This is a genomic window from Mycobacterium novum (genome assembly GCF_010726505.1).
Lineage (GTDB): Bacteria > Actinomycetota > Actinomycetes > Mycobacteriales > Mycobacteriaceae > Mycobacterium > Mycobacterium algericum.
Map to the genome: position 1 here is coordinate 1,943,396 of NZ_AP022562.1, position 16,918 is coordinate 1,960,313.

The 16,918-nt window shown below is 66.8% G+C and carries 16 protein-coding genes and 2 tRNA genes; 6 read left to right on the top strand and 12 right to left on the bottom strand.

Annotation, left to right across the window (positions count from 1 at the left end):
• Nucleotides 1–33: 33 nt before the first annotated feature.
• Complete coding sequence (locus G6N19_RS09020) at nucleotides 34–786, bottom strand: DUF881 domain-containing protein (RefSeq protein ID WP_013826957.1); 753 nt, start codon at nucleotides 784–786, stop codon at nucleotides 34–36.
• Between the two features lie 93 nt (nucleotides 787–879).
• On the opposite strand from G6N19_RS09020, the gene crgA reads away from it, so the two are divergent.
• Both crgA and G6N19_RS09030 read left to right on the top strand, forming a co-directional pair.
• Complete coding sequence (gene crgA / locus G6N19_RS09025; protein ID WP_013826956.1) at nucleotides 880–1,161, top strand: cell division protein CrgA; 282 nt, start codon at nucleotides 880–882, stop codon at nucleotides 1,159–1,161.
• A 236-nt stretch (nucleotides 1,162–1,397) separates the two neighbouring features.
• A complete protein-coding gene (locus G6N19_RS09030) occupies nucleotides 1,398–1,733 on the top strand; it encodes a PH domain-containing protein (RefSeq protein WP_232062596.1) in 336 nt (111 codons plus the stop codon).
• Nucleotides 1,734–1,754: 21 nt separating this feature from the next.
• Here the strand turns inward: G6N19_RS09030 and G6N19_RS09035 are convergent, their stop codons facing one another.
• Nucleotides 1,755–2,303 (bottom strand): peptidylprolyl isomerase, encoded by a 549-nt coding sequence (locus G6N19_RS09035; RefSeq protein WP_041316621.1) that lies wholly within the window; start codon nucleotides 2,301–2,303, stop codon nucleotides 1,755–1,757.
• 39 nt (nucleotides 2,304–2,342) lie between these two features.
• Here G6N19_RS09035 and cwsA point away from each other — a divergent pair, with 39 nt between their 5' ends.
• Nucleotides 2,343–2,771 carry a cell wall synthesis protein CwsA gene (cwsA, locus tag G6N19_RS09040; protein WP_013826953.1) on the top strand — a complete coding sequence of 143 codons (429 nt, stop codon included), beginning with the start codon at nucleotides 2,343–2,345 and terminating at the stop codon, nucleotides 2,769–2,771.
• Nucleotides 2,772–2,824: 53 nt separating this feature from the next.
• Here cwsA and G6N19_RS09045 read toward each other — a convergent pair whose 3' ends face one another.
• The 10 genes from G6N19_RS09045 to dnaA all read right to left on the bottom strand — a co-directional run bounded on the left by G6N19_RS09045 (nucleotide 2,825) and on the right by dnaA (nucleotide 15,438).
• Nucleotides 2,825–3,190 (bottom strand): hypothetical protein, encoded by a 366-nt coding sequence (locus G6N19_RS09045; RefSeq protein ID WP_013826952.1) that lies wholly within the window; start codon nucleotides 3,188–3,190, stop codon nucleotides 2,825–2,827.
• Between the two features lie 207 nt (nucleotides 3,191–3,397).
• A tRNA-Ala gene (locus tag G6N19_RS09050) sits at nucleotides 3,398–3,470 on the bottom strand.
• A 12-nt stretch (nucleotides 3,471–3,482) separates the two neighbouring features.
• A tRNA-Ile gene (locus G6N19_RS09055) sits at nucleotides 3,483–3,556 on the bottom strand.
• Nucleotides 3,557–3,618: 62 nt separating this feature from the next.
• Complete coding sequence (locus G6N19_RS09060) at nucleotides 3,619–4,467, bottom strand: DUF3566 domain-containing protein (protein WP_193466172.1); 849 nt, start codon at nucleotides 4,465–4,467, stop codon at nucleotides 3,619–3,621.
• A gap of 50 nt (nucleotides 4,468–4,517) precedes the next feature.
• On the bottom strand, nucleotides 4,518–8,132 hold the full coding sequence (gyrA, locus tag G6N19_RS09065) for an intein-containing DNA gyrase subunit A (RefSeq protein WP_193466173.1): 3,615 nt from the start codon (nucleotides 8,130–8,132) through the stop codon (nucleotides 4,518–4,520).
• 60 nt (nucleotides 8,133–8,192) lie between these two features.
• Nucleotides 8,193–10,208, bottom strand: coding sequence for a DNA topoisomerase (ATP-hydrolyzing) subunit B (gene gyrB, locus G6N19_RS09070; protein ID WP_083037007.1), 2,016 nt, complete (start codon nucleotides 10,206–10,208; stop codon nucleotides 8,193–8,195).
• Nucleotides 10,209–10,461: 253 nt separating this feature from the next.
• Nucleotides 10,462–11,028 carry a DUF721 family protein gene (locus G6N19_RS09075; RefSeq protein WP_013826948.1) on the bottom strand — a complete coding sequence of 189 codons (567 nt, stop codon included), beginning with the start codon at nucleotides 11,026–11,028 and terminating at the stop codon, nucleotides 10,462–10,464.
• Nucleotides 11,025–12,185, bottom strand: a complete 1,161-nt coding sequence (gene recF / locus G6N19_RS09080; protein ID WP_083037006.1) for a DNA replication/repair protein RecF — start codon at nucleotides 12,183–12,185, stop codon at nucleotides 11,025–11,027. Before recF ends, G6N19_RS09075 begins: the two co-directional genes overlap by 4 nt.
• A gap of 37 nt (nucleotides 12,186–12,222) precedes the next feature.
• The gene (gene dnaN, locus G6N19_RS09085) at nucleotides 12,223–13,419 is read right to left on the bottom strand and encodes a DNA polymerase III subunit beta (RefSeq protein WP_083037005.1); all 1,197 of its coding nucleotides are present in this window, start codon (nucleotides 13,417–13,419) and stop codon (nucleotides 12,223–12,225) included.
• A 543-nt stretch (nucleotides 13,420–13,962) separates the two neighbouring features.
• Nucleotides 13,963–15,438 carry a chromosomal replication initiator protein DnaA gene (gene dnaA, locus G6N19_RS09090; RefSeq protein ID WP_013826945.1) on the bottom strand — a complete coding sequence of 492 codons (1,476 nt, stop codon included), beginning with the start codon at nucleotides 15,436–15,438 and terminating at the stop codon, nucleotides 13,963–13,965.
• Between the two features lie 610 nt (nucleotides 15,439–16,048).
• Here dnaA and rpmH point away from each other — a divergent pair.
• Genes rpmH through yidD form a run of 3 tightly spaced genes read left to right on the top strand, consistent with a single transcriptional unit; the run spans nucleotide 16,049 to nucleotide 16,903 of the window.
• The gene (gene rpmH, locus G6N19_RS09095) at nucleotides 16,049–16,192 is read left to right on the top strand and encodes a 50S ribosomal protein L34 (protein WP_005142265.1); all 144 of its coding nucleotides are present in this window, start codon (nucleotides 16,049–16,051) and stop codon (nucleotides 16,190–16,192) included.
• A gap of 16 nt (nucleotides 16,193–16,208) precedes the next feature.
• Nucleotides 16,209–16,589 (top strand): ribonuclease P protein component, encoded by a 381-nt coding sequence (rnpA, locus tag G6N19_RS09100; RefSeq protein WP_013831266.1) that lies wholly within the window; start codon nucleotides 16,209–16,211, stop codon nucleotides 16,587–16,589.
• Nucleotides 16,586–16,903 carry a membrane protein insertion efficiency factor YidD gene (gene yidD / locus G6N19_RS09105; protein ID WP_041319295.1) on the top strand — a complete coding sequence of 106 codons (318 nt, stop codon included), beginning with the start codon at nucleotides 16,586–16,588 and terminating at the stop codon, nucleotides 16,901–16,903. The genes rnpA and yidD overlap by 4 nt, the downstream gene beginning before the upstream one ends.
• Nucleotides 16,904–16,918 lie beyond the last annotated feature (15 nt).

The window sequence follows — 16,918 nt, forward strand, 5'->3', positions numbered from 1 at the left end:
ACAGGCTACCGTCGTGTTGCCGGCCCGCGGGGCTCAGTAGTCGATCGGGCCGGCCGGGACGGCGTAGCGCATCCGGGCGGGTCTCGGCGTCTCGACCACCTGCAGATCCGTGCTGACCTGCTCGCTGTAGCCCAGGCCGAACCGGATCACGTACTGCTTGTACAGCGTGACCAGGGGAGCGGCGGCCAGCGCGGCCTGCATCGCATCGGGGTCGCCGATCGCGGTCATCACATAGGGCGGGCTGTAGGTCCGGCCGCCCAGCAGCAGCGTGTTGCCGACGCACCGCGGCGCCGACTCCGCGGTGATCCGCTGATCCTGCATCTGGATGGCTTCGGCGCCGGCGCTCCACATCGCGTTGAGCACGGCGGAGATGTCCTGTTGGTGGACCACGAGGTCGTCGGGGGAGGCGTCTCGGGGGAAGCGACCGTTGGCGTCGCGCTGGGCATCGGTGAGTGTCACGACCAGGCCGGGCCCGTGGACGGCCGCCAACCCGGCGGCCTCGGCCAGTTGATCGGTGCGGTTGCGCATCGCCGACAGCGCCGCACCGGCGCCCCGGCCGTGCACCGAGCCCACCGCCTCGGCCAGCGTGTCCCGTTTGTCGGTGAGCTCTTCGACGGTGAACTGGGTGGCGCGGACCAGGTCGACCAGGCGGGGCGCGTCACCGCGGCGGATCTCCTTGCCCCCCGAGACCCCGTGGGTGGCGGCCAACAGCAGTCCGGCCGACAGACACACCAGCGGAACGCCGACCCGCCATGCGGAACTGCGGCCCGGGGACGCGCCGTCCATCGGCTCTCCAATTCTCGGCTGGGTGCTCGGCTGGGTTAATCTCGTACGCGACCCATACTCGCAGCTTCACCGCCGCACTGTCCCGAGGTATCGATGCCCAAGTCGAAGGTTCGCAAGAAGACCAGCTTCACCCCCTCGTCGGTGAGCCGCACCCCGGTCAAGGTCAAGGGCGGCCCGTCGAGCGTATGGTTCGTCGCGCTGTTTCTGGGGCTGATGCTCTTCGGGCTGGTGTGGCTGATGGTCTATCAGTTGGCGGCCACCGGGTTGGATACCCCGGCGGCGCTGAACTGGATGGCAGAGCTGGGCCCGTGGAATTACGCGATCGCGTTTGCTTTCATGATCACCGGGCTGTTGCTCACCATGCGGTGGCGCTGAGCGGGTCCGGCCTGGGATTTCGGTTATGTCATGTCGTCGGCGATGCCAGCTGGGTAACCAAGCGGTTGCTCAATCACAACGATGTGATTCATCCCCATTGTGGACAACCCCTGTAGATAACCTCAAAACCGCAGGTCGCATTGACTGACGGACACCGCCAGCAAACCCAGTGGGCGCCTCCCGCCCGCGGAATCGCTGGTTGCGCGCTTGCCGGCGCGGTGTTAGCTATCAGTGCTGTGACGCTCGCCACAGACCTGCCGGGGCGGCTGCTGGCAGGCCTCGCCGGAATCGGCATGCTGGTGTTTGCCGGTTTCTCCTGGCGGTCGCGGCCACGGCTGGCACTAACCGGTCAGGGCTTGGTCCTGCGCGGCTGGTGGCGCACCCGGCTGCTGACCCCCGGCGACCTCACCCGGGTCCGCGTCACCGACTTCCAGCGGATCGGGCGGACGCAACATCTGCTGGAGATCGAGACGGATGATGACGATCTGCTCATCCTGTCCCGCTGGGATCTCGGCACCGATCCCCGCCACGTGTTCGCTGTGCTGTCGGCGGCCGGCTACACCCGCCCCTGACAGCGTCCGGACAACCGGGCTCTAGGAGACCGTGACCGACTCGATGACCACCGGCTCGGTGGGCCGGTCGCCCCGGTCGGTCGCCGTGTTGGCGATGGCGTCGACGACGCCCCGCGAGTCCGGATCGACGACCTCACCGAAGATGGTGTGCTTGCGGTTCAGGTGCGGGGTCTGGCCCACGGTGATGAAGAACTGCGAGCCGTTGGTGCCGGGACCGGCGTTGGCCATCGCCAGCAGGTAGGGCTTGTCGAACACCAGCTCGGGGTGGAACTCGTCCTCGAACTTGTACCCGGGTCCGCCGCGACCGGTGCCGGTCGGGTCGCCGCCCTGGATCATGAAGCCGCCGATCACCCGGTGGAACACGGCGCCGTCGTAGAACGGGCCCGACGAGCCGCCGGAGGCGTTGGTGGTGGAGTACTCCTTGGTCCCCTGCGCCAGGCCGACGAAGTTGGCGACGGTCTTGGGGGCGTGGTTGCCGAACAGCGCGATCTTGATGTCGCCGCGGTTGGTGTGCATCGTGGCGGTTGCGGTGGCGATAGGGCTGGTGGTCATGGCATCACAGTGTGCCATTCCCGGCGGCGTGGGCTGCGTCACGGGTAGCGTTGGATCATGCGCCTGTCCAAGGAGACCCAGCTGACCCACCGAGAGCGCCTGACCCGGGGCCTGGCCCACACTGCGGGCGGGCCCGTCGATGTAGCACGCGGCGCCGTCGGCCTCGGCGGAGCCGCGGTGCAGCGTGGCGCGGTGCAACTGCGCCAGCGCTACCGGGATAGCCGGTTGGCCGACCACGTGGCCGACGCCGCCGATGCCGCCGCCCGGGAGTTGGCGGCCGCCCAGGAGGTGGTCTCCGGGCTGCCCGATGTGCTCGAGGGCCGGTCGTCGCGGCGCCGGCTCCGCCGGTCCTGGGTGATCGCCGGGGCGGTCGGCACGGCGCTGCTGGTGGGCGGTGCTGTGGCGGTTGCGATCAGCCGTGCGAGCCGGCCGGAGGAACCCTCGCCGCGGCCACCGAGCGTGGACGCGCACCCCCGGACGGTCTGACGAGTCAGCTGTTACGACGCTAGAACGCTGTTGTTGCTGCGCCGTCCCCGGTCCTAGCTACGCGACCGCCGCGCCGCGACGAAGGAACGCACGCCCAGACCCACATAGATTGCCAGCAGTGCGAACATGATGGTGCTGACGATCACCGCGGCGGGACGCTGTGCGGTCCCGGCGATCACATCGCCGATCTTGGCCACCTGCATCAACGATCCGAGTGCCCCGAGCAGTGCCACCGCCAACGCGGCGTGAATGGCGTGGCGATGTGCCGCCGGATTGCGTGCCACGACACCGGCAATCAGGATCGGCAGACCCACGAACGCCGGGATCAAGGCGGTCACGCTGACCGCCGATGAGGCGACGTACGCGATCACGCCCAGGGCCACCAGGGCCGCTCCGATCGCCATGGTCACTTTGGTCACGGGTATCTCCTTGATCCTCTCGGCGCGGAATGCGCCCCTGCTGTGCCCCCGGTGCAGGCGCGGGCCGGGGGCTTACTCCAGCACCGTAGCCCGCCTCACGGAATGCGGGCGCCGGGGTTGAGGACGTAGCGGGACCGGATGAACAGCTCACCCTCTTGGGCGCTTTCGGTGACAAAGACGTCCTCGCGGACCGAACGGCTGTGCTTGTGGAGCCTAGGAGATTCGAACTCCTGACATCTGCCTTGCAAAGGCAGCGCTCTACCAACTGAGCTAAGGCCCCGGATGGGACTCGTGGGCCTAGGAGGACTCGAACCTCCGACCTCTTCGTTATCAGCGAAGCGCTCTAACCGCCTGAGCTATAGGCCCGTAGTCGACTACGACCGAGCGCCGAGATTACCGCACCCGACGCCCCCCGGCCAAAATACCGGTCAGTCCCGATCGGCCAACGTGACCTCGACGCCACCGACGACGTCGGTGCTCAGGTTGTAGATCACCACACCCAGGGTGGCCATCGCGGTCAGCACGACCACGTTGACCAGTCCGATCAAGGCGGCACCGCCGAAGATCGAACTACCCGAAACCAGTTCTGCGGCACTGTTGTTCGTCAACAGATCGCCTACGTTGCTGTTCAGCTTGTTCCAGACGCCCATCGCCCCCAGCATGACGTAGAGCACCGCGACGGCGATCATCCAGACGAAGAACAGCGCCGTGGACAACAGCAGCGACACCTTGAGCGCGCTCCACGGGTCGATCCGCCGGATCTGCATGCTGGCCCGAACCGGACCGCGCGGTCCGGCCGACACCTGCGTGCGCCGGGCCGGGGGTCGACGCTGAGCCGGTTCGGACAGATCCGGCAGCTCGCTGCCGTAGGTGTCGTCGGTAGCGGCGTGCGCGGCCGGGGCCGGCTTGGCCGGCGGCTGGACCGGCTTGGCGGTCTGCTTGGCCGGTTTGGCCGGTTTGGCCGGCTGCGGCGCACCCGGGGCGGCGGTGCCGGAGACGAAACGGCGCAGCCGCTCGTCCACACCGGGGGAGTGGCCCGCCGCGTTCGGCTCGGCCGATCGGGCCGGCTCGGCCGGCCGGGCCGGTTCAGCGGGCCTGGCAGCCGCCGGCGGCCGACTCTGCCCCCCGCGCTGCCACGGTGGCGGCTCGCCGGTATCGGCGACCCGGCCGGGCCGGGCCACCGGCCGCTGGCCCGCGACGTCGGCCGCCCCGCTGCCCGCGGATTCCGCTTTGCCCGGACCACTGCCCGGGTGCCCCGGCTCATTCGGTGCGCTCACTGACGCTCCTTACCTCCCCGAGCCGCCCGGGCGGTCCGGATTCTTGTCGTTCAGCTATCCGAGTCGTCGTCGGCCGCTTCTTCGTCGGCGTTTCGTGCGATCGCTATCAGTGTGTCGCCCTCACCCAGGTTCATCAACCGAACGCCCTTGGTCTGGCGCCCTGCCTTGCGAACCTGCCGCGCCGCGGTACGGATCACCCCGCCCCCGGAGGTGATCGCGTAGAGCTCACTGTCATCGTCGACGATCAACGCCCCGACCAGCCGGCCCCGCTTGGGATCGTACTGAATGGTCAGGATGCCCTTGCCGCCGCGACCCTGGGCGGTGTACTCCTCGATCGCGGTTCGCTTGGCATAGCCGCCGGCGGTGGCCACCAACAGGTAGGTGTCCTCGCGGACCACGTTCAGCGACAGCAGGTAGTCGTCGGCGTTGAACCGCATGCCCTGCACACCCGACGTCGCGCGGCCCATCGGGCGCAGCGCTTCGTCGGTCGCCGAGAACCGGATGGACTGGCCGTTGGCCGAGACCAACAGCAGATCATCCTCGGCGGAGCACAACATCGCACCGACGAGTTCGTCGCCCTCGCGCAGGTTGATCGCGACGATGCCGCCGGAGCGGTTCGAGTCGAAGTCGGTCAGCTTGGACTTCTTGACCAGGCCGTTGCGGGTGGCCAGCACCAGATACGGCGCGTCCTCGTAGCCCTTGATCTGGATGACCTGGGCGATGCGCTCCTCGGGCTGGAAGGCCAACAGGTTGGCGACGTGCTGACCGCGAGCGGTGCGCAGCGCCTCCGGCAGGTCGTAGGCCTTGGCCCGGTACACCCGCCCTTGGGTGGTGAAGAACAGGATCCAGTCGTGGGTCGAGCAGACGAAGAAGTGCGCCACGATGTCGTCCTGCTTGAGCCCGGCGCCCTGCACGCCCTTGCCGCCGCGCTTCTGGCTGCGGTACAGATCGGTCTTGGTGCGTTTGGCGTAACCGGTCTCGGTGATCGTGACGACGACGTCCTCGCGGGCGATCAGATCCTCATCGGCGACGTCGCCGTCGGCGGCGATGATCCGGGTACGACGGTCGTCGCCGTACTTCTCGACGATCTCGGCGAGTTCCTGCTGCACGATCCCGCGCTGCCGTTCCGGTTTGGCGAGGATGTCTTCCAGATCGGCGATCTCGGCCTCGATCTTGGCCAGGTCGTCGATGATCTTCTGGCGCTCCAGCGCGGCCAGCCGCCGCAGCTGCATGTCCAGGATCGCTTGCGCCTGGATCTCATCGATATCGAGGAGGCTGATCAGGCCCTGGCGTGCCACATCGACGGTCTGCGACGCCCGGATCAGTGCGATGACCTCATCGAGGGCGTCGAGCGCCTTGACCAGGCCGCGCAGGATGTGCGCGCGTTCGTTGGCCTTGCGCAGCCGGTAGGTGGTGCGTCGCACGATCACGTCGAGTTGGTGCGCGACGTAGTGGCGGATCATCTGATCCAGCCGCAGGGTGCGCGGCACCCCGTCGACGATCGAAAGCATGTTGGCACCGAAGCTCGTCTGCAGCTGGGTGTGCTTGTAAAGGTTGTTCAGCACCACCTTGGCCACGGCGTCGCGCTTGACCTCGACAACGATGCGCAGCCCCACCCGGTCGCTGCTCTGGTCCTCGATGTTAGCGATACCGACCAGCTTCCCGTCGCGCACCTGGTCGGCGATCGACGTGATGAAGTTGTCGTGGTTCACCTGGTAGGGCAGCTCGGTGATGACCAGCAGGGCCCGCCCGCGGGCATCCTCCTCGATCTCGACCACCCCGCGCATCCGGATGGACCCGCGCCCGGTCCGGTAGGCGTCGCCGATGCCCTGCGATCCGACGATCAGCCCCGAGGTGGGGAAGTCCGGGCCCTTGACCCGCTCCATCACCGCGTCCAGGGTGGTCTCTTCGTCGGCGTCGTGGTTGTCCAGGCACCAGAACACCGCTTCGGCGAGTTCGCGCAGATTGTGCGGCGGGATGTTGGTCGCCATACCGACCGCGATACCGCCGGAGCCGTTGGCCAGCAGGTTCGGGAACCGGCTGGGCAGCACCGTCGGCTCCTGCACCCGGCCGTCATAGTTCGGGACGAAATCGACTGTCTCCTCGTCGATTTCACGCAGCATCTCCATGGCCAACGGAGTCAGCCGCGCTTCGGTGTTGTGGCTGACGAACCCGTTGGTGATGAAGGCGTGGTCGTCGGTGTCCACCCGCAGGCTGTACACCGCCTGCGTGCCGGCCTCGGTGACCGAGGCGACTTCCGCATAGTAGAAACGCCCGTCGGTGAGCTCGGTGGCAATTGCCCGCACGTCCGGGTCGGCGATACGGGAGAGGATCTCGGCCCCATCGCGCCGCCACCGAGACAGCCGATCGATGTTGTGCCGGTTCAGCCAGTCCTTGTCGACCCAGCGGCTACCGCAATGCCTGCGAATGAACGTCGCTAGTCCGGGAACGTGGTCATCGTCCATGCCGGCACAAGGGGGCAGCGAAGCCAAGATGCCGACGAGCTTCTCCTGCTTGGCTCCGCCGAAGCCGATCTGGCTTGCGAAAAGCTCCGCTTGACCGCGGTTGGTGATGACGACTTTATGTTCGCCCGTCGCGTGCTGGTACCGCTTGGACACCACCCCGAATTCCAGCAACAGCTGCTGGACGTCCTTGCCCAACTGTTCGCTTCGTGTCGAGTAGGACACTTGAATCATGTTGCGTGGCAAGGCTGAACACGATCCGTCGCCTTCGAACAGTGCCTGCAGGAATACCCGCTTGATGGCCGTCGGGGCTTGCCAGACCCATTCTGGAACGGATTTCTGCGCGGACCGCTGACCGATGAGTTCCGCCAGCCGTGACCGTCTCAACTCGGCGCGGGTCTCGGAGACGAAGCCTTCGCTGATGAAGGCGCCCGCCAACAATGCCTCCAGCGTCGGTTCCCACTCGGCCGGTCCGATCTCGGTCGGCGGAGTCCGTTGCAGCACGACCCGGTCGCCGGGACGGATCTCCTCGACCAACTTCCACAGCAGCGTGGGCACACCAGCGACATCCACCAGGCACAGCAATGGATGGTTCGCGGTTCCGGTGACTTCGTAGCCTTCGGCCGTGCGGACCGTGTAGGTCTGGTGCTCGCCCGAATGGAACAGCCGGTCGGCCACAACGGGGTTGCCGTGCCGGCCGAGAACCTTCAATTCCACCGTGTTGTCAGAGTTAGGCTGTGCTCCCCCCACGACATCGCCGATCCGTACCGACTTCCCGAAGGGCTGGCGCACCAAGGCATCTCCGGTAAGGCAGTACCTCATCGCGGCTGGCGGGTCGTTGCCCGGCGAACCGAAGTTGCCCTGGCCGTCGACCAGCGGGTAGCGCAACGACCACGGTTGGGCCATCCGAACCAGGGTGTCGTAGATCGACGAGTCGCCGTGCGGGTGGTAGTTACCCATCGTCTCGGCGACCGAGCGCGCCGATTTGGCGTGGCTGCGATCCGGCCGGAACCCGGAGTCGAACATCGCGTAGAGCACCCGGCGGTGCACCGGCTTGAGGCCGTCGCGGACCTCGGGCAGCGCACGGCCCACGATCACGCTCATCGCGTAGTCGATGTAGCTGCGCTGCATCTCCTGCTGGATGTCGACCGGTTCGATCCGCTCCACCGAGTCGTCTCCGGGTGGCAGCGTGGTGTCTGTCATCTGTTCCTCGTTCAGTCAGCGGTCAGGCAGGTCGGATGGCGCCGGCGTCGCGACACATCCCTAAACGTCCAGGAAGCGAACGTCTTTGGCGTTGCGGGTGATGAAGCTGCGCCGAGCCTCGACGTCCTCGCCCATCAGGATCGAGAAGAGTTCGTCGGCCGCGGCGGCATCGTCGAGGGTGACCTGGCGCAGCACCCGCACCGTCGGGTCCATCGTGGTCTCCCACAACTCCTTGGCGTCCATCTCGCCCAGACCCTTGTACCGCTGGATGCCGTCGTCGGTGTTGATCTTCTTGCCGGCGGCCTTGCCCGCCTCGAGCAGGCCGTCGCGTTCCCGGTCGGAATAGGCGAATTCGGGCTCGGCGCCGCGCTGCCACTTGAGTTTGTACAGCGGCGGCTGCGCCAAGAAGACGTGGCCGTTCTCGATGAGCGGCCGCATGAAACGGAACAGCAGCGTCAGCAGCAGCGTCGAGATGTGCTGGCCGTCGACGTCGGCGTCGGCCATCAGCACGATCTTGTGGTAGCGCAGTTTGGAGATGTCGAACTCGTCGTGGATACCGGTACCCAGCGCGGTGATGATCGCCTGGACTTCGTTGTTCTTCAGAACCCGGTCGATCCGGGCCTTTTCGACGTTGATGATCTTGCCGCGCAACGGCAGAATCGCCTGGAACATCGAGTCGCGGCCGCTCTTGGCCGAGCCGCCCGCCGAATCCCCTTCCACCACATACAGTTCGGACTTGGTGGGGTCATTCGAGCGGCAGTCGGCCAGCTTGCCGGGCAACCCGCCCAGATCCGTGGCGCTCTTGCGGCGCACCAACGCCCGGGCTTTGCGCGCGGCCTCGCGCGCCTGCGCTGAGGACACTGCTTTGTTGATGACCACCTTGGCTTCGGCCGGGTTGGACTCGAACCAGTGGCTGAGCTGCTCATTGCAGACCTTCTGGACGAAGGACTTCACCTCGGTGTTGCCCAGTTTCGTCTTGGTCTGGCCCTCGAACTGCGGCTGGGACACCTTGACTGAGATGACTGCCGCCAGGCCTTCGCGGATGTCCTCCCCGGTGAGGTTGGGGTCCTTGTCCTTGAGCAGCTTCTTGTCTTTGGCGTACTTGTTGACCACGCTGGTCAGCGCCGAGCGGAACCCCTCTTCGTGGGTGCCACCCTCGGCGGTGTTGATGGTGTTGGCGAAGGTGTGCACCGATTCGGAGTAGCCGCCGTTCCACTGCATGGCGATCTCGACTTCGTGTCCGGTTCCCTTGCCGTCGAAGTCGATGACGGTCGGGTGGATCGCGGTCTTGGTGCGGTTGATGTGCGCGACGAAGTCACGCAAGCCGCCGGGGTAGTGGAAGACGCGGTGCTTGACCTTGTGCGGCGCCTCGGCTTCGGCGGCCTTGTCCTCGGCGGACTTCGGCGCTTCGGCGGTGTCGCTGACGACCTCGTCGACGACTTCTTCGGTCCGCACCCGCTCATCGGTGAGTTCGATGGTCAGGCCCTTGTTGAGGAACGCCATCTCCTGCAGCCGCCGCGCTACGGTCTCGAAGTCGTAGTTGGTGGTTTCGAAGACGTCCGGGTCCGCCCAGAACCGGATGGTGGTGCCGGACTTTGTGGTCTTGTCGCCCTTCTTCAGCGTTCCGGGCAGCGACTTGTCATAGGTCTGGAACCACTCGTGACCGTCGACGCAGATATCGGCTTCCAGCCGGGTCGACAGCGCGTTGACCACCGAGACGCCGACGCCGTGCAGGCCGCCGGAGACGCTGTAGGCGCCCTCTTCGAACTTCCCGCCGGCGTGCAGGACGGTCATCACGACGTCGACCGTCGGAATTCCGGTGGCGTGCATGGCCACCGGGATGCCGCGGCCGTCATCGGTGACCTCGACGCCGCCGTCTTCGAGGATGCGCACCGCGACCTTGCTCGCGTAGCCGGCCATCGCCTCATCGACGGCGTTGTCGACGACCTCCCAGATCAGGTGATGCAGGCCACGTTCGCCCGTGGAGCCGATATACATACCGGGTCGTTTGCGGACGGCTTCGAGGCCTTCGAGAACCTTGATCGAATCGGCACCATATTTGTTTTGGGCAGCCACGGTCGGGGAGCTCTCCTCAAGGTCTAGAGCAAGCTTTCGGCGCACCACATCACCGGATGCGCGGGGGATACCCGAACAGTCTACCGTGACCCGGCCACGGCGGGTATTTTCTCAGGGCGTTTCCACCCATCTGGTTGCGCCGTGACGCCGATATCGCGGTCGACCATGTGTCCGGCCGGTGGCCAGAGCGATTTTTGTGCTCGTAGGGGCTCTGAGGCGCGGCTCGTCCGGGTGTCGGCGGGCCCGTGCCGGACTATCCGTAAGTGTCGCGCGGCCCGCGGCCCGACACGTGCAGCGGTCCCTTACGCCACGACGGCGCGGTGGGCCCGGTGATCTTCAGCGTTGTCACCACCCCTTCACCGACGGCCGCGGCGATCTTGGCCAACAGCTGACTCTGCACCAGCCGCAGCTGCGTCGCCCAGGCCGTCGATTCGGCCGACACGCTCAGCACCCCCTGCGACAGCCTGGTCGGCGTCGCGTGAGAAGCGATGTCTTCACCGACCACCGAGCGCCATCGACCCAGGACCGTGCCCTCGGCGACCTGCGCCGACCAGCCGCGGGACTGCGCCAGGTCGCGAGTGGCAGCGCCCAAGGTCTGCGGGTCGCGGGCATCCGGTCCCGGCCCCGACCACCGGCGGCGGCCACCCGCGCCCCCCGGTGCCCGCCGGCGTAACGGTGCGCGGCGCCCCTGTCCGACATCCTTGCCCTGGCTGCGCGCCGCTTCGCGCGCTTCGGCCAACGTCCGCCGGACCAGATCCATGCCGGTGAGCCCGGCCAGATGCGCCGGTGGTTGCACCTCGGGCAGCTCCGAATCACTCATGACTCAGCCACGATCAGTTTCGACACCCTGCCGGTGTCGTCCTCGGCCACCGCGATCCCGATCTGGCGGGCCTGCCAGTCCGCCGGCACGTCATCAGCGACGGCGGCGGTGATCAGCACCTGCTCCGCGGCGGCGGCCACCTCGGCGAGTGCGCGGCGGCGAGCCGCGTCCAGCTCGGCGAACACGTCGTCGAGCAGTAAGACCGGCTCGGCCCCTTCGCTGCGCAGCAGTTGATAGGCCGCCAACCGCAGCGACAGTGCCATCGACCACGATTCCCCGTGGCTGGCAAAGCCTTTCACCGGCCGGTCGCCCAGTCGCAGTTCCAGCTCGTCGCGGTGGGGACCGACCAGGCACACACCGCGTTCCAATTCCGCGCGGCGCCGCTGCGCCAGTTCCGCCAGCAGAAGCTCTTGCAGCTCGGCCGGGCCTGCACTCGCCGCCTCGGCGGGAACCTCCAATTTGGGGCGATAGGCAACCGCCGCGGTCCTCGTCCCCGGGGCAAGCAGTTGATAGGCCTTTTCGACTTCCGGAGCCAACTGGTCGACCAACTCGATCCGGGCGGCCATCAGCTCTGCGCCGTGCGCTGCCAACTGAGCATCCCAGACGTCGAGCGTGTCCAGCACCGACCGGTCACCGCGATACAACGCACCCGAGGCGCTCTTGAGCAGCGCGGTGCGCTGCCGCAGCACCTTGTCATAGTCGGCACGCACCGCCGCGACCCGCGGCCGGCGTACACTGGCCAATTCGTCGAGGTAGCGCCGCCGCTCACCGGGATCCCCCCGCACCAGCGCCAGGTCTTCCGGGGCGAACAACACCGCTCGCAGCACGCCGACGACCTCACGGGCGTGGCGCACCGGGGCCCGGTTGAGCCGGACCTTGTTGGCACGCCCCGCGGCGATCTCCAGATCCACAGCCAGCTCGCGGCCTTCGTTGACGACGATGGTCGACACCACCGCACGCTCGGCGCCGGATCTGATCAGTGGGGCGTCGGTGGCCACCCGATGTGACCCGAGGGTCGCCGAATACCACAGCGCTTCAACAAGATTAGTTTTCCCATAGCCGTTCGCACCGACCAGTACCGTCGCGCCCGGCTCCAGTTCGAGGTCGACGTGCGCCCAGGACCGAAAATCTCGCAGGCCCAGGTGGCGGACATACACCGCGAAACCACCCCTCCAGTCGTGGCGGCCGCGCCGGTCAGCCCGGCAGGCGAACCGGCATCAACAGGTAGACGTAGTCCGACGGTACCGCCGGGAACGGACCCGCGCCGCTCAGCGCCGGCTCGTCGTCACCGGCCGGTCGCAGCACGGCCGGCTTCTTGGGATCGGTGAATCCCATCGAGACCTTCGCACTGTGCAGCGAGCTCAGCCCGTCGGTCAGATAGGTCGGGTTGAAGGCGATGGTCAGCGGCTCGCCGGCGAAGTCGACCGGCAGGTCCTCCTCGGCGCGCCCGACATCCTCCGCGCCGGCGGACAACCGCAGCGTTCCCTCGGACAACTCCATGCGGACCTGCGCGCCGCGGTCGGCGACCAGGGCGACACGTTTGATCGCCTCGGTCAGCTCCGCCACCCCGATGGTGGCGACCGCAAGGTGTTCACTGGGCAGCAGCTGGCGAAATTTCGGGAATTCGGCGTCCAGCAATCGGGTGGTGCTGCGCTTGCCTGCACTGCTGATGCCCAGCAGACCTTCGCTACCCACCGACGGGCCCGCACCCAGGGCCAGATGCACCTCGGTGCCGTCACCGCTGGCCTTGGCGGCTTCCGCGAGCGTCTTGGCCGGGACCAGCACCGCCGCTTCGGTACCCGGCGCCGCCGACCAGGTCAGTTCGCGGACCGCCAGACGGAACCGGTCTGTGGCGGCCAAAACCACTGTGTTGCCCGATATCTCGACTCGGATACCGGTCAACATCGGCAGCGTGTCATCCCGCCCGGCCGCCACCGCGACCTGGCCGATCGCTTCGGCGAACAGGTCCGCGGGCAACATCCCGGTCTCCTCGGGCAACGTCGGCAGCGTGGGGTAATCCTCGACGGTCATGGTCGGCAGGGAGAACCGGGCATTGCCGCACGTCAACGCCACCCGGGTCGCTTCGACCTGCACCTCGACCGGCTTGGCCGGCAGCGCCCTGGTGATATCCGACAGCAGCCGTCCGGATACCAAAACATTTCCCGGCGAAGCGATCTCGGCCGCCAGTTGGACCTCTGCGGAGACCTCGTAATCGAACCCGGAAACCGTCAAGCCGTTGTCGGCCCCGGTCAGCAGCACTCCGGCCAGCAACGGCACGGTGGGCCGCGCCGGCAGGGATTTCGCCACCCACGCCACCGCATCCGCAAAGTCATCCCGGTCCAGGCGGAATCTCAAGTCGGTCAGACCCGCGTTTGTGGTCGCCGCGTCCATAGCGTCCTCTCGTCACCCCGTTATCGAGCTCTACCCCGCGGCGACCGGTGAACATCCCACCTGCGGCCGTGCAACGCCCTCGACGAAAGCGCAAGGGCGGTAGGTCACCAACCGTAGAGCCTAGAAGCCCTCCGGGAAAGTTAATCGGGGACACCCATGGTTGCCCCGACGTTCCGGTCGGGGTGGGCGATGCGTGGTTGTGAACAGTCCGGCTGGGTGCGAATCCCCAACGGCTGTTTTTGAAGGGAAACCGATGAAGAGAACTCAGTATTAGTAGTAAGGCCTGTGCATGTTGGGTACAACACGGCATCGTCGCTGCTGAACGGGGCGATCGGGTTGGGGACCAGTGGTGAATAACACGCCGGGCGGCAGCGGGGCGGTTGTGTATGGAACAGCGGCTGTGTATCCCCGGCCGGTTCGTCACCGGATGGTGGACAGGTTGTCCGCAGCGGTATCCACAGGCAGCGGCCGTAACGGGTGGTGCGAGTGGGTCGGAAGTTTTTTGCAAGAAGTGCCGGGAAGTGGGGGGCCGGCCCGGGGATTTCAGCGCTTAGCGCGCTGCCGGATGCGGGTGGTCAGCTCTTTGACCTGATCGAAGACCTCGCGGCGCTCGGCCATCTCGCCGCGGATCTTGCGTTCGGCGTACATCACGGTGGTGTGGTCGCGGCCGAAGGCCTGACCGATCTTGGGCAGCGACAGGTCGGTGAGCTCCCGGCACAGGTACATGGCGATCTGCCGAGACTGGGCCAGGGGGCGGGTCTTGCCGGGGCCGCGCAGCTCCTCGATGCTGGTGTCGAAGTACTCGGCGATCACCGCCATGATGATCGCGGCACTGATCTGCATCGTGCTGGCATCGGCGATCAGGTCACGCAGCACGATCTCGGCCAGCGCCCGGTCGATCGGCGTCTTGTTCAGCGAGGCGAATGCGGTGACGCGGATCAGCGCCCCCTCCAGTTCACGGATGTTGCGTTCGATGCTGGTGGCGATCAACTCCAGCACGTCCCCGGGAACGTCCAGCCGCTCCATCTGCGCCTTCTTGCGCAGAATCGCGATCCGGGTCTCCAGGTCGGGTGGCTGGACATCGGTGATCAGCCCCCACTCGAACCGGGTGCGCAGCCGATCTTCCAGGGTGGCTAGCTGTTTGGGTGCCCGGTCGGAGGTGATCACGATCTGCTTGTTGGCGTTGTGCAACGTGTTGAAGGTATGGAAGAACTCCTCCTGGATACCTTCTTTGCCCTCAATGAACTGGATGTCGTCCACGAGTAGGACATCGATGTCGCGGTAGCTGCGCTTGAACGCGACCTTGCGATCGTCGCGCAGCGAGTTGATGAAGTCGTTGGTGAACTCTTCGGTCGAGACGTACTTGACGCGCATCCCGGGAAACAGCCGCTGGGTGTAGTTGCCGGCGGCGTGCAGCAGGTGGGTTTTGCCCAGACCGGACTCACCCCAGATGAACAACGGGTTGTAGGCACGCGCGGGCGCCTCGGCGATGGCCAGGGCAGCGGCGTGCGCGAATCGGTTGGAGGTACCGATGACGAACGTGTCGAAGGTGTAGCGCCGGTTGAGGCTGGCGCCGTCGGCGGTGGCCGAATCATCACTGGGGCGCTCGGTGAAGTAGTTCGGCCAGTCGTATTCGACGTCGGGGGTGTCGTCGTCTTCGTCATCGTCGCTGACGCGAGATGGGGCAGCACCGTCTGGGCCCGACGAGGCGGTGGTGTCGTCGGCCGGGGCAGGGGCGATGCGGACGCCGAGTTCGATGTCGTGTCCGAGACGACGGCTCAAGGCGGCGGTGATCTGGGTGCGCAGGTGCCGTTCGATCTCGTTCTGGACGAAACTGCTGGGCACCGCGAGCAACGCGAAGCCCTCGACGATCGCCAACGGGTGGACGAGATTGAGCCAGGCCTTCTGCTGGGGGGTCAGGAGCGGCGCTGCGCCGTCGGGTGCGCCGGCTTCACCGTTGAGTTCCGCAACGACCTCGTCCCACAGGGTGAGGAACGCCGTCCCGGGGTCATCGGTCAATGCCCCATCCCCCTGGCTCGAAGTCGTGGTGCACGGATCCCGTGCGGTGACATGCTATCCACACAGTTATCCACAGGTGTGGATGAGGTGCGGATACCCCGTTGAGGCCCTCCAGGCCAGTTGCTCGGCAACGGCCACTCCAGATTGTCAGGCGACACCTGAAGCGCCGGCCGGTTGGTGCTCTTCGATTACGGCCGAAACCGCTTCAGTTGCGAAACGGCGCTGGCAAGCAAGCTAACAGGTTTCCGGGCAGGCGACCACTCGTTTCTGCCAGATGAATGGGCCGAAAACGAACGCACCCACGACGCCCGTGGCGGGTGTGACCACTGTGAATAATGGGCTTGATTTCATCCGGTCGCCAGGGGCTGCTCGGCCCGCTGCGGAAGGAGGCGGTGGCGGGTTTGACCCGGCGAACCTGCGTCAGTACCCTCGAACAGTCGCCCGAACGTCGGCGATACGGCAGCGACCGGCTCTTGGCCGGAGACCGCGCCGGTTACCAGCAAGACGCAGAAGTTCACCGAGCTTACCGAGTGCGTCGCGTGCGGCAGGCACAACGGGCTTCCGGTGTGTCGGGCAGACGCGGCGCAAGACGCAACAAGGAGAGTGTGCCGTGGCCAAGGGCAAGCGGACCTTCCAGCCGAACAACCGACGTCGGGCCCGGGTGCACGGGTTTCGCCTGCGGATGCGTACGCGCGCGGGCCGCGCGATCGTCACGGGTCGGCGTCGCAAGGGCCGGCGCTCGCTGACTGCTTGAGACGGGTAGCGCGGCGGTGCTTCCGTCTCACTACCGGATGAGACGGTCGGCTGATTTCGGTGCGACCGTCAAGCACGGCCGCAGGGCGGTGCAGCCAGATGTCGTCGTCTACAGCCGAGTTGTCGACGACCGGCAGATCGATACCCTCGACGTGGCCGAGGCGTCCCCGCAGGTCGGGTTGATCATCGCCAAGTCGGTGGGCTCAGCCGTCGATCGACACCGGGTGGCCCGCCGGTTGCGTCATGTGGCCCGCGACGTGCTGGGCGATCTGCACCCGGGCGAACGGTTGGTGATCCGGGCGTTGCCCTCCAGTAGCGGGGCGAAATCGGCGGCACTCCGTGCGCAATTGTGTGCCGGGTTGCAGGCGGTGCACCGGGCGGGGGGTGTGGCGCGGTGAACCACGGTGTCGCAGCGGCTCCGGTCCGCGGACTGATCTTCGTCATCCAGCTCTACCGGCACTTGATCTCCCCGTTGCGGCTACCGAGTTGTCGGTTCATGCCGACGTGCAGCCAGTACGCGGTGGACGCCTTGAGCGAGTATGGGCTGATCCGGGGCAGCTGGCTGGCAGCGGTGCGCCTGGCAAAGTGTGGTCCGTGGCATCAAGGTGGCTGGGATCCGATACCGGAGCGGTCCCAGGATGGCGCCGGCTGCGGCTGCCCGTCCGGGAACGCCTCGGACAACCGAGCGGAGGGTGAACGCAGTGTCCTTTGATCCCCAGAGTCTGGA